This window comes from Desulfosoma sp., from assembly GCA_037481875.1.
Classification (GTDB): Bacteria; Desulfobacterota; Syntrophobacteria; order Syntrophobacterales; family DSM-9756; genus Desulfosoma.
Genome location: JBBFKY010000001.1, coordinates 173,922 through 186,055, shown reverse-complemented (window position 1 = coordinate 186,055; position 12,134 = coordinate 173,922). Strand labels below are relative to the sequence as shown.

Genomic DNA, 12,134 nt, shown 5'->3' with positions numbered 1-12,134 from the left:
GAGCCGTGAAGCCTAAAGATACAAAAAGGATTCTGGTTCACGCCTGTTGCGGTCCCTGTCTGATCTATCCTCTGGATTTTCTCGTTTCAGAAGGCTGGAAGGTGCACGCCTACTTCTACAATCCCCACATTCAGCCCTACCAGGAGTGGCAAAGACGCCTGAAAACGGCTCGCATGGTGAGCGCTTCATTTGATGTTCCAATAATTGTTCGAGAGGATTATGAGCTGGAGGAATTTTTTCGGCAGACCGCTTTTCGGGAAAACCGTCGCTGCCTGTATTGTTACAGCAGAAGGCTTGAAGCAGCGGCACGGCTGGCTAAAAAAAGCGGCTTTGATGCCTTTACCTCGACACTTCTTTACAGCAAGCGACAGAATCACGATCTCGTGCGTCATATCGGTGAGCAGGCCGCCTCAGCCTTTTCGATTCCCTTTCTTTATGAAGATTTTCGAAAAGGCTGGGCGGAAGGGCAACAAAAAGCCGTCGCCATGGGCCTTTATCGGCAACAGTACTGCGGCTGCGTGTACAGCGAACGCGATCGATTTCTTCCAAAGACAAAAGAGCGTCATGCGTAAGTGTACACTTCCACTCTTGCCGGGGCTCGAAGCAGCGCATCGATTTCTTTTTGCAGGCGTTCCCGTTCAGGGTTTTTTTCCCAGGCTTTCCAGTCATCAAAACTGGCCCAGGTGCTGATGACGAGAAATTTTTGTGGATTATTGACGGCACGCAGAGTCTCTCCGGAGATGTACCCTCCACTCTGCATTGCCTTGGCCCGAAGTTCCACCAGCTTGTGCTGTAACACCAGTTCCTTGTCAGGGTCCACAATCCGTTCGATGATCACTCGCACAGCCATTTTCTCTTCCCCCTTATGCTCTTGGAGACACTGCGCCGCTACCCTGTTTAGTTGTATTTAGCATGCCCACTTTGAACTGACAACGGTGGACAAAACACACATGTCTCAATCAACAAGAAACACCAAAGGTTATGTGCAGCAAGCTTACCGTCGGCTCTATCAGGAAGGTGTCGATCCAGACCTACCTATTGTGCAAGGCAAGGACTTGGCATGTCATCTCGGTTATGACCTGCGCCTTGTGCACCGATTTCCATACGCTTTATGGGCCCGTTTTTTTCCCTGTGGTCATCTTCTGCCTTGGATTTCCGTCAAACATCTTGAGGGTTCAAAAATCCTGAACCTGGGTTCCGGCGTGGGTATGGATACCTTTTTCTTGGCTTTTGGAAGGGCCGGTGATGGCTCTTTCCTGGTCAATGTGGATGTGGTCGAAGAAGCCCTGGTACAAGGCAAAGCTTTCATGGATTGTGAGCAGGCCCTGCACGGCCCTGGAAAGGCTTCCATCTTTTGGGTTCGAGCCGATGCGGAAGCCGTCCCTTTTGGGAACGAAGTCTTCGATGTGGTGCTTATGAACGGTGTTTTCAACCTTTTTGAGCAAAAGGATGTTTTGCTCCAAGAGGTCTTTAGGGTTTTGAAAAGGTCAGGAAATTTTCTGATGGCGGATCTTGTCCGAACGGGACCTCTTCCTGCCCAATGGGGATCAACCCCGGAAGGTTGGCTGTGGTGTGTCAATGGAGCTCTTGACGAACAAGAGCTCTCTAGGATGCTGCAAAACGCTGGTCTTGTAGATGTGCAAATTCTTAGCAAAGACTGTGAGCTGGAACCTTTGTGGAGGGAAATCATTCGGGCTCGCAAGCCTTCATGAATCCCACTTACTCTTCAGGCTCCATGCGTATGGCTCGGGTCGGGCATTCCTCCGCACAAATGCCACACCCCTTGCAATACTCATAGTTAATCGTTACGGGAATGCTTCGTGAAATGACCCCTTCAGGACAATAAAGCCAACACAAAAAGCACGAAGGCTTTTGGTTTTTTGTGGGTGTACATTTTTCCGGATCGATGACGGGTTTTTCCGATCGCCAATCTCCCGTCCGTCCTCCTTCGCCCTCACAGGCCGAAGAATGGGTATAAGTAAACGGGTCTTTTCTAGGCTCCACCATGCCTATTTCCATCCTTTCAAATAAAAGAAACATTTCAAGGGCAACGCTCTAGGCGCACTCCAAGCGACATTCTCCAAGAATCCTTGTTCTTTCGTAAGCCAGGCGAGCCCCTTGGCGATTGCGTTCCAGGGCGTCCCCGTGAAAGTGATACCCTAGAGCTTTTTCCAAGCTTTGTAGGCTCACCAATCCGGAAGCTCGGGAAAATCCGCCTAAGATGGCCGTGTTGGAAATGACCGCGCCTGAAACAACAAGTCCCGCTTCCTTGGCACAGGCCGTGGCATTGGTTGTGGCCACCGTGAAAGTTTCTCTGAAATGAAACTCTTCAGGAGGCCTGGCCGTATTGATGACAATTAACCCATCTGATGTAAGGCCCGCGCTCACATCCACCACGTCTAACAGGGTTTCGTCCAAGACAACCACGATGTCCGGCTGGACTACCAAGGAATAAGTGCGAATCGGTTTCCAGGAAAAACGATTGGTGGCAATGACAGGCGCCCCTCGTCTTTCGGCTCCGAAAAAAGGAGCCGCTGTCACCCCTTGGTAGCCTTCCTCAAAGGCCGCTTCGGCAAGAATCATGGCGGCTGTAACGGCACCTTGACCACCTCGACCATGCCAGCGCACCTGAATGTATTTCCTTTTCGTCATCCTTGAGCCCTCGACGTCCCTCTTTCAGTTAAATCCACCCTTAAAGCCTTTTCCAGCATGACGCGTTCTCTTACCCTCTTTCCGGCATCAGGTCAATGTCTGCCAAATGTCCAGATGCTCTTGGTCCTTGTCACAAGGCAGGGGCTTCCTGTAAATGAGATCCCGCACAAGCCATGGACAAGGAGGCGAAACAATGAGCGCGAAACAGGACCCCGTGGAAACATTGACCTTGCCCAACAACCTAGAGTTGCGCATCTACGATCGATCCAGAAAACTGGCGGGAGACCGTTGGTACGTGGAAGCCATGATGGAAATCCCCATCCCCTTAACCCCCAACATTCTGGAAAAACTCAACCCTGATAAAGATCTCGTGGAAGAATTTGTGCGAGAAAACGGCAATCCGCTCCTCTATCGGCATCAGAAAGCCCGGCATTTTATCGATGAAAACGAAAAAGACCGCGCCTTTCAAGACCTCAAGGAAGATTTCTTAAAGACAAACCGGAACTACTTAGGAAATCCCCGTTTTGCTGACTTGGTGGTCGCCAAGGCTTTTCGAGAATGGGAAGAACGCCGTCGCTGGTGGCGCTGAAAGCGGCGCGATTTCTCAACAACGAAGCCTTAGGGGCGCACATGGACACGTGTGCCCCGATCGGCCATGACATACAATTCCTCCACATCACTATTATAAAGCGCGATGCATCCGTCTGTCCAATCTCCATGGGCTCCTCCGCCGTGAATGTAAATGGCTCCTCCAAGGGGCGTGTCCCACGGCGGTTGCAACAGTCGGTCCAAAGCCAAAATGATGTCTCGGTACTGGGTAGGCGAAATCAAACCCGCTGCGAAAGCCTGTTCGGCATGCCGCTGCGTGGGGTAGGACAAAGCAAGTGATTTAAAAAACCGGCTTCGAGGGTTTTTAAAACAGATAAAAAAGCTTCCTTCCGGAGTTCTTCCGTCCCCTTCGCATTTCTTATCCCCTTTTGGGTTCTTGCCCAAACCTATGGGATAATTGCGCACAAGCACATCGCCGTCCATAACATACAGACGCCTTTTTTCCTTGTAGACAAAAAGCTCCGCAAATTCCACTTCTTCAGCGGGTCTAAGGTAGTCAATGCGGACAGGTTTAAGATCCTCAAAAGGCCGATACCGCTCCTCGGCCGCTTTATCCAGTCCTTGAAGGCCCTTGCTCTGCATTTGACTTTGGGGTGACGGACCTTGTAGCGTGCATCCAACCGCCACCAGAGTCATCCATACCAGAACCATCCAGAAACCATGGCGAGTCGTCATGGCACAGCGCATCCGCAAACCCACTCGTTTCATCGTAACCGGCCTACTCCTTCCGTTCCCGTGTTTCTCTAGGATCCGGCTTGAACCGTGCCTCTGGGAAGATCGACAATCTGCGGGTTGATAAAAATCAACAGTTCGTTCTTTTCCGTACTCACAGACTTGGACTTAAACAAATGACCCAGCACTGGTACCTTGTGCACGCCGGGCGTTCGGCTCTCCGAATCGGATTCGCTTTCTTCCATGATGCCTCCAATGACCACCGTCGCGCCGTCATCCACAAGGAGTTCCGTGTCCACCTTGCGGCTATCGATGGCCGGGGGCTGACCCGGAATCACCAGAGCGTAATTGGGAGCCTCTTTTTTCGCCTGAATCTGCAGCCGAACTCGCCCATCCGCGGTCACGTGAGGCGTGACGGCAAGTTCCAAGGTCGCATCTTTAAACTCGGTTGAAATGCCGTCTTCGCTCTGGGCCTGATAAGGAATCTGGGTGCCTTGAGAGATGGTGGCTTTCACGTGGTTCATGGTCAAAACGCGAGGAGCCGAAATGATTTTTCCTTTTCCCGCTTGTTCTGCCGCGAGAAGACGTACATCTAAGTTCCACAGGGTGGTACCCACAAGTTTTCCGATCGCGAGGCTCGCTGTGGATGACCCGGAAACAGGATGGTTCACGGCGTAGCTCGTATTGATCTGATGATCCGTCGTTTTGTTCAAAGAAAATCCCCACTGCACGCCCAAATCCCTTGAGGCCTTGGTGCTCAGCTGCACGATCCGCGCTTCTATAAGCACTTGTTTCGTAGGTATGTCAAGACGTCTGATAATCCCCTTAGCTGCAGCAATGCGGGCTGGATAATCGGTGTACAAGATCGTTCCCGTGCGCTGATCGACACTGATCTTCCCGTCCGCACTCTTGATTTCGGAAATCTTGGCAGCAATCTCACTTGGATCGGAATAGTTGATCTGGAGGTAAGCCGTGTCCAAGTCCCCCAAATCCTTTTTCGCTTTCAACAATTGCTGTTCCGCCTTGATGCGTTCCTCCCGCTCTCTCATCTCCTGCTTGAGCTTGTCCTCCTTGGCGATGCGTATGACGCCGCCTACTTCTTCACGACCCAGTCGGTTCATCATCAAGACCATATCCAAAACCTGGTCCCATGGAATGTTTTCCACCTTCAGGGTCACCTTGCCGCTCACATCGGGCTCCACGACAATATTCATGCCGCTTACATCGGCCAAAAGCCTGAGCACATTGGTCAAGTCCGCATCTTGCAGATCCAGGCTGATAGGTTTGCCTTGATAACTTTTCCCGACGATCGCTTCACCTGGTTCGGGTTTAGCCATGTTAGGGGTGAAATCCGAGGGCTCTTTGAGATCCTTGGTGGAGATGGTTTCTCGTTCTTTAGGAACCAGACCGGGAGATGCTTCCAACGATCTTGTTTCTCGGCCCTCTCGAGGATACACGCGGACCACCAAACGGCCTTCTTCGGCGGAACTTTCCAGCCTTTCGATTTCCGAAGCCATCCGGCCGAAAATCGTAAAACTCCCCAAATCGTCCATTGTCACTCTCATGGAACCGACGCGCTTAGACGCTGTGGGCACGGAGCCTGATCCCAGCGAGGTGACCACTCCCTGCATAATAATTTGAAAACTTCTGTCCCCCTGCCGCAAGGCTCGGTACTGAAAAGGAGGCCTGTCCGTGATCACCATGACCTCTGTGCGGTCAGGAAAATCTTTGGCTTGAACCCCGAAGACCTTCACACGGCCCTCGGCCGGCGGAGCTTGTGCCACCGCCCAGGACATCAGGAGCACGGTGACCGCCATCGACGCCGTGGCGCTCGCGATGAGAATTTTGGGCCAATTCCAAAGCTTCATGATCTCCCGTCCTGTTTTTTGTGTCTCCACCCGATCTGTTCTGCGCTCTTTGATTTAAGTTGACCTGGAATCGCTTCGCCTTCCTCGCAATCATTTCTTCTTGGGTTCCGGCTTCTTTCTTTCATGTTCCTCTAAGAAGCGGTACGTTGCAAAGTTACACGAAACCTGCACCGAGGAATCGCTGCGCCTTTTCAAGGCCAAATTGTCCACCTGAATAATGCGCCCCAAACGACTGATCCTGTCCAGAAACAACCCCAGTTGATGGTAGCGCCCCACCAGATCTAAGCGCACCGGTATCGTTGCGTGAAATTCATGAGGGACTTCGGGAAGAGGCTGAAACAGTAAATTTTCCAGTCCCTCCTGGGCCCCGATTTGGGACACGGTCTCCAGCAGCGCCGGAATCTCTCTCTGGTCGGGAAGCAGTTTGAGCATGGCGGCGAGTTCTTCCTCGGCTTTTTGCACTTCTTGTGTCAATTTTTCGGCTTCTGCAGCGTATTTCTTTAACGTGGCGATTCGTGTCTCCTGGCTTTGAATACTGGAGCGAAGTTGCTGAATCTGCTTTTGTTGAGGATCGTATTTGAAATAATAAAAGGCCGCCGCCAGAACCAACACCGTGATAACGAGCACCAGGATCCGCTGGACCACAGGCAGTTCGTCAACCTTCGCCTCAATGGCCTCTATGGGAAGAGAGATCTTTTTCATGCCCGCCTCCGAGGGTCAGCCTTGAGGTTTTTCCTGTGGCGTCGGCTGAGGAGACGTCCCTGGGGATTCCGCGCTTCCCTGTCCTTGGTCTTTTTGCGCCAAGGATTCCTTGACGCGAGAATAGGGAACCAGAGACCAGGTCAACCGATAATCCCTGAGCTTTCGGTCTCCCAAGGACGTCTGCTTTGAATAGGCCAAAATGACGCTGCCGCGCACTACAAAGGGAGATTGCTCGAGGTTTCTCATAAATTCCGCAACGCTCTCGTCGCTTAGAGCGATCCCAGCCACATCGACCTTATCACCGGTGACGGTGACCGTCTCAAACCAGACTTTGTCCGCGGGGACCCACAGGCTTAAAAGGGCAAGGACTCGAGCCATCTTGTCCCTGTCCCTTTCGAGGCCTTGAATGACTTCCTTTTTCTTCTGAATAAGTTCTTTTTGTTTTGTGAGGTCTTGAAGAACTTTTTCGTATTTGGCGTACTTGGCGGCTTCCGCCTTGAGTTCCGATTCTCGGCGTTGCAACTTTTCAATATTTCCTGCTTGATTGTACCACACGAAACCGATAGCCGCCCCCGTCACAGCCACACACAAGACATAAAGGAGAAGGTATTGACGTGCGGTGCTTCGAACCGGCTTTTTTTCCGCAGGCAGAAGGTTGATGCGGATCATTTGTCCCCTGCTCTCCTGAGTGCGAGTCCGAGGCCGATGGTCATCTGAGGGCCGATCTGTTCCAGATATGCCTGATCAAAACGTCCCGCATCCACCTCAAGATGCTGCAAGGGATTGCATACCTGGGTGGGAATACCGAGTTCGGCTTCCAGGAATTTTTCCAGGCCGGGAATTCTCGCCGACCCACCGCTAAGGAAAAGCTTGTGCAATTTGGCTTCGGGAATATGTGTGAAGAAAAAGTCCAGGGCCCTTTTGATATCCGTCGTCCATTCGGTCAACGTTTCCACAAAGGCTTTTTCAAGACGGGTTCGATCCACACTGTCCGCGCCAAGCCCCAACTTGATTCTCTCGGCGTTTTCCAACGGAATTTCAAGCTCCGTGGCGATTCGGTGAGTCATACTGTGGCCGCCGAAGGTCATGTCCCTGGTAAAAAGGGGCCGTCCCGTCTGGACAATGGTCATGGTGGTCTTGGAAGCCCCAATATCCATCAAGGCTATGTTTTCTTCCGCAAAAACCCCGTAGGTCGCTTCAAAGGCATTACTTAGGGCAAAATAGTCCACATCAATGATCACGGGCTCAAACCCGGCCGTGCGTAGCATGCTCGCATAGGACGCCACAGCCTCCTTTTTGGCCGCCACGAGAAGCACATCCATAAACTTGGCACGCCCCTTGGACACATCCAGAATCTCGTAATCCACATTCACTTCGTCCAATTGATAGGGCACATACTGGGCGATTTCTTGGCGAAGCCGAGCGCTCAGTTCTTGTTCTGTCATGGTAGGCATTTCAATCTTCCTGATCATGACCTCATAGCCCGATACAGAAGCAGCAATGGGACCCGGCTTGATTTTCAGATTCTTGGCCAATTTTCGCAGAATGTCTGCAACAATTTCGGGCCTTTCAATACGCCCTTCCAGGACGGCTTCGTGGGGCACCAGGGCCATGCCCAGATTTTCCAGTTTATGCCCGGTTTTCCCCTCACTGATCTGCACCATCTTGACCGCATACGACCCCACATCGACGCCGACCAGATCTTTTCGTTTTCGGAACATGCGCCTCGCGGCCCCCTGTACACTTTGGCGTTGACACTCACCGTTTTTTGTTATTTACCATCAAGCCTTTCCAACACACAAACAGAAAGAAACTCTATGTGGGTTATCGGCACAATTGGAGGCGAGGTTGAGTTTTTTTTCTAAATCAGAATCGTCAAGAGCCCAAAAAAAGAGCACCCTTCGTGAATACACTGAAGCCATCCTGATCGCGGTGCTTCTGGCTCTTTTCATTAGGGCTTTCGTCGTGCAAGCTTTTAAGATTCCTTCGGGTTCCATGATGACCACTCTGCTCATCGGAGACCATATCCTCGTGAGCAAGTTTCGTTACGGCATCAAGCTGCCCTTGATGGACAAAAACCTCGTGGAGTGGGATCATCCCCGCCGTGGGGATATCATCGTTTTCAAGTACCCGCAGGATCCGAGTAAAGATTTCATTAAACGCGTTATCGGATCACCTGGGGATATTGTCCTCATAAAGGACAAAACCGTTTTTATCAACGAAAAACGTTTGGATGAGCCTTACGCTCGCTTCACGGACACGAGAGTGCTCCCGGCGGCTTTAAGTCCGCGCGACAATCTCGGGCCGATTGTTGTTCCCGAACGTAGTTTCTTCGTTCTGGGGGACAATCGAGACGAAAGCTATGACAGTCGTTTTTGGGGCTTTGTGAATGCCGAAGCGGTCAAGGGCAAAGCCTTCGTGATCTACTGGTCTTGGAACAAGGATGGGCAGTGGACCTTGGATCCAAAGGGATTTTTCGTCCGTTGGAATCGATTGGGACATCTTGTCCGCTAGAATCACCCTGCAATGAGGGTCTTCTCCATGAGGCAGGAAGAAAATCAGACCGATACTTTAGCGCAGCTCGTTGCGTGGATCGAAGAAAGTGTTCGAAACGCGCCGGCGCAAGGCGTCGTCCTCGGCATAAGTGGTGGCATCGACTCCGCCGTCTGTGCGGCCTTGGCGAAAAAAGCCCTGGGAGACCAAGTGCTCGGCCTTCTTCTTCCCTGCCATACCCTTCCCGAAGACCTTGAGGACGCACGAAACGTCTGCCGACATCTGAACCTGTGCTGCGAAGAAATCAACCTGACAAAGGTCTTCGATCAACTGGCCCAGACACTTGGATCCCAAGATCCTAAACTCCTGGGAAACCTCAAGGCACGACTACGCATGGCGGTGCTTTATCATAAGGCTGCCGAACGGAACTATTTGGTCATGGGCACCAGTAATCGCAGTGAGTGGGAGGTAGGTTATTTCACCAAGTACGGCGATGGAGCCGCAGATATTCTGCCCATCGTTCATCTGCTAAAAAAAGACGTCCAAAAACTGGCTCGTGAACTGAAACTTCCCAGGTCCATTCTTTCCAAACCGCCTTCTGCCGGGTTGTGGCCCGGACAAACGGACGAAGGCGAATTGGGCTTCACTTATAAGCAGCTTGATAGCTTTCTAAGCGGGCGGGAACGTTCGGTGCCGCAGAGCGTTCGAAAACGCATTGAAGAGCTTCGTGCGCAAACAGCGCACAAAAGACGCCCCCCACTGCGATTTCTTCAGCAAGATTGGACAATCTCCCCTGAAACGGAATCCCCTACGGGGGCGGGGGAGCCTAGTCCAGTGGATAAGAGTGTCGAGGCCTTGACAGTCATAAGCAGGGCGATCACTTCGGATCAGTACCTTGAAGACATTCTTCGGCTGATCGTCATGGTCACCGCTGAGGTCATGAATTCCAGTGTTTGTTCGCTGTGGCTTTTGGATGAGCACGAACGTGTGTTAAGGCTTCGCGCCACGCAGGCCATCAACCCTGAGTATGTCAAAGACCGCGTGCTTAAGGTGGGTGAAGGAGTGGTGGGCAAGGTGGTGGTTGAAAACAAACCCCACGTGGCCCTCAATGTTCTAGAAGATCCCTACTTCAAAGAAAAGGAACTGGCAAGGCGTCTCGGTCTGGTATCCATGATCAGCATTCCCATGCGTGTGAAAGACCGCGTTATTGGGGTCATCAACTGTTATACCTCTCACCCGCATCGTTTCACCGCATTGGAGACAAACCTTCTCACCGCTGTGGCGAATCAGGCCGCGGTAGCCATCGAAAACACGGAGCTGATGGTCAAAACCAAAATCATTCAAGAAGAATTGGAAAAACGCAAAATCATCGAAAAGGCAAAGGACATTCTCATATCACGCTTACATTTAAGCGGCGAAGAAGCTTATCGCTGGCTTCAGAAAAAGAGCATGGATACGCGAAAATCCATGAGGGAAGTGGCCGAAGCGGTTCTGCTTACTTTAGAAAGTTGACCAATCTAAACATGGGTGGCCGTTAGGTCCCTTTCCATAAAGCAGAACTTTCCGCCTCTTGGCTTCGTAGTCACGCAATTCCTCGATCCATGTCTGTTCCAAAGATAAAATCGGTATTCCATCTTCCAGTAGCTTACGAATTTTGGAATCTCCTGTAAGGATGTCGATGGGCAGATGCCGCGTCTCGTATTCATAGGGAGGCGGCAACCATTGAAAGGATTTTCGGTGAACTCGAAAAACGGCTTGCAGAAAAGCCAGGCCGAACCGATAGGGGCAAAAAACCTGGGGGTCCGTGATGTGCAGATGAAAGCCCCGACATTTCTCCCCCTTCCACTTGTCAAAAGTCGGCTCAAACTCTACGTAACGAAGCACGAGGCCCTCCAGCGCCAGAGGATCCATTTGTTCTCTCACTCTATCCGGATCCAGGTAGGGCGCGCCCACCAGTTGAAACGGCAGGGTGGTTCCCCGTCCTTCGCTGAGATTGGTGCCTTCCAACAAAACCATGCCGGGATAGAGCAAGGCCGTTTCCCACGAAGGCATGTTGGGAGATGGAAAAATCCAGGGTCGCCCTGTCGCGGGCCAAAGGTCCTCTCGTGCCCAATTCTGCACCGGAACGACTTTCACCATATCGGTACAACCTTGGCTTTGAGCTACCCACAAGGCCAGTTCTCCCATCGTCAGCCCATGACGCATGGGAAAAGGATAGCGGCCTACAAAAGATCGATAATCGGAATGCACCAGGTTGCCCTCCACGCGAGTCCCCCCGATCGGATTAGGCCGATCCAGCACCACCATGGGTATGGAACGATGGCAAAGCGCTTCCACACAGAGCCCCACCGTCGTGCCGTAAGTGTAAACGCGAGTGCCCACGTCCTGCAGGTCCACGATCAGAACGTCAATGGCATCCAGCATGGCCTCGGTGGGCTGTCGAGTCTCCCCGTACAGACTAAAGATGGGCACCTCGTAGAGTTTGTGGCTGCTATGATGGGATTCCACCATATTGGCTTGCTTTTCCGCAAAAAATCCATGCTGTGGAGAAAACAAAGCGCTTAAGCGGGCGCCTCGGGATGCCAGAGCATCCACCACATGGACGAAATCGGCCGTCACCGACGCCTGGTTACTCAAGATCCCAAGCCGTTTTTCAAAAACCCAACGAGGAGGATTTTCCAAAAGGACGTCACAGCCGAATCGGCACGATACAGTCTTCGGTCCCAACGCCTTCATGTGTCTTTTTTGTCCTTGTCTCGGGCCAAGCGCTCCAGAACTTTGGGGTAATAGACCTGGTGTTCTTCCAGCATGGGCGAGACGCGACGCATGGTATTGAGCTTCAAGATCAGATAATTGAGTTTCTTCATCTGACGGTATTTTTCCTGAGTGTCTTGAATCCCCGCCAGTAACTCTTCTGTGGTCCGGATTTCTTTCCGCAATTCCAGTTCGGGAGGAAGGCAGTCGGCGTTTTTGAGGATCTTATAAGCGATACGCAAGTCCGCTGGTAGATGACTGTCATCTTCCAGGGACAAAGGTTTTCCGGCACCGGGAAGATTGTCAAATTCCCCGCGTTCCATAGCCTCCTGAATCCTTTGTTCCGCGATCTTTTCAAAGATGCTAAAAAGGTTGCTCATGGTG

Annotated in this window: 15 protein-coding genes; 5 read left to right on the top strand and 10 right to left on the bottom strand. The window is 51.8% G+C overall.

The annotated features are described in order from the left end of the window. The first annotated feature begins 5 nt into the window (after positions 1-5). Positions 6-572, top strand: coding sequence for an epoxyqueuosine reductase QueH (locus WHS46_00775; protein MEJ5347208.1), 567 nt, complete (start codon positions 6-8; stop codon positions 570-572). On the opposite strand, the gene WHS46_00770 is transcribed toward WHS46_00775, so the two are convergent. Continuing rightward, on the bottom strand, positions 563-850 hold the full coding sequence (locus tag WHS46_00770) for an antibiotic biosynthesis monooxygenase (GenBank protein ID MEJ5347207.1): 288 nt from the start codon (positions 848-850) through the stop codon (positions 563-565). The genes WHS46_00775 and WHS46_00770 overlap by 10 nt on opposite strands. A gap of 100 nt (positions 851-950) precedes the next feature. Here WHS46_00770 and WHS46_00765 point away from each other — a divergent pair, with 100 nt between their 5' ends. Further along, positions 951-1,712: a methyltransferase domain-containing protein gene (locus tag WHS46_00765; protein MEJ5347206.1), complete on the top strand. Its 762-nt coding sequence runs from the start codon at positions 951-953 to the stop codon at positions 1,710-1,712. Positions 1,713-1,719: 7 nt separating this feature from the next. On the opposite strand, the gene WHS46_00760 is transcribed toward WHS46_00765, so the two are convergent. Then, positions 1,720-2,007, bottom strand: a complete 288-nt coding sequence (locus tag WHS46_00760; protein ID MEJ5347205.1) for a 4Fe-4S binding protein — start codon at positions 2,005-2,007, stop codon at positions 1,720-1,722. Positions 2,008-2,055: 48 nt separating this feature from the next. Further along, complete coding sequence (locus WHS46_00755) at positions 2,056-2,652, bottom strand: 2-oxoacid:acceptor oxidoreductase family protein (protein MEJ5347204.1); 597 nt, start codon at positions 2,650-2,652, stop codon at positions 2,056-2,058. Between the two features lie 193 nt (positions 2,653-2,845). On the opposite strand from WHS46_00755, the gene WHS46_00750 reads away from it, so the two are divergent. Then, on the top strand, positions 2,846-3,241 hold the full coding sequence (locus WHS46_00750; protein MEJ5347203.1) for a hypothetical protein: 396 nt from the start codon (positions 2,846-2,848) through the stop codon (positions 3,239-3,241). Between the two features lie 29 nt (positions 3,242-3,270). On the opposite strand, the gene WHS46_00745 is transcribed toward WHS46_00750, so the two are convergent. The 5 genes from WHS46_00745 to pilM all read right to left on the bottom strand — a co-directional run bounded on the left by WHS46_00745 (position 3,271) and on the right by pilM (position 8,224). Beyond that, a complete protein-coding gene (locus WHS46_00745) occupies positions 3,271-3,969 on the bottom strand; it encodes a L,D-transpeptidase (protein ID MEJ5347202.1) in 699 nt (232 codons plus the stop codon). A gap of 35 nt (positions 3,970-4,004) precedes the next feature. Beyond that, the gene (pilQ, locus tag WHS46_00740) at positions 4,005-5,801 is read right to left on the bottom strand and encodes a type IV pilus secretin PilQ (GenBank protein ID MEJ5347201.1); all 1,797 of its coding nucleotides are present in this window, start codon (positions 5,799-5,801) and stop codon (positions 4,005-4,007) included. Between the two features lie 90 nt (positions 5,802-5,891). Then, positions 5,892-6,503, bottom strand: a complete 612-nt coding sequence (gene pilO, locus WHS46_00735; GenBank protein ID MEJ5347200.1) for a type 4a pilus biogenesis protein PilO — start codon at positions 6,501-6,503, stop codon at positions 5,892-5,894. A gap of 15 nt (positions 6,504-6,518) precedes the next feature. Beyond that, positions 6,519-7,172, bottom strand: coding sequence for a PilN domain-containing protein (locus WHS46_00730; protein ID MEJ5347199.1), 654 nt, complete (start codon positions 7,170-7,172; stop codon positions 6,519-6,521). Continuing rightward, positions 7,169-8,224, bottom strand: a complete 1,056-nt coding sequence (pilM, locus tag WHS46_00725) for a type IV pilus assembly protein PilM (protein ID MEJ5347198.1) — start codon at positions 8,222-8,224, stop codon at positions 7,169-7,171. The genes WHS46_00730 and pilM overlap by 4 nt, the downstream gene beginning before the upstream one ends. 127 nt (positions 8,225-8,351) lie before the next feature. Between pilM and lepB the strand changes: the two genes are divergently transcribed. Continuing rightward, on the top strand, positions 8,352-9,017 hold the full coding sequence (lepB, locus tag WHS46_00720; GenBank protein MEJ5347197.1) for a signal peptidase I: 666 nt from the start codon (positions 8,352-8,354) through the stop codon (positions 9,015-9,017). 27 nt (positions 9,018-9,044) lie between these two features. After that, positions 9,045-10,508, top strand: a complete 1,464-nt coding sequence (gene nadE, locus WHS46_00715; GenBank protein ID MEJ5347196.1) for an NAD(+) synthase — start codon at positions 9,045-9,047, stop codon at positions 10,506-10,508. Here the strand turns inward: nadE and WHS46_00710 are convergent. Together WHS46_00710 and WHS46_00705 are read right to left on the bottom strand one after the other, a co-directional pair. Further along, positions 10,497-11,732, bottom strand: a complete 1,236-nt coding sequence (locus WHS46_00710; GenBank protein ID MEJ5347195.1) for a DUF1343 domain-containing protein — start codon at positions 11,730-11,732, stop codon at positions 10,497-10,499. The two genes, nadE and WHS46_00710, sit on opposite strands and share 12 nt — an antisense overlap. Then, a complete protein-coding gene (locus WHS46_00705) occupies positions 11,729-12,130 on the bottom strand; it encodes a DnaJ family domain-containing protein (GenBank protein MEJ5347194.1) in 402 nt (133 codons plus the stop codon). Before WHS46_00705 ends, WHS46_00710 begins: the two co-directional genes overlap by 4 nt. Between the last annotated feature and the right edge of the window lie 4 nt (positions 12,131-12,134).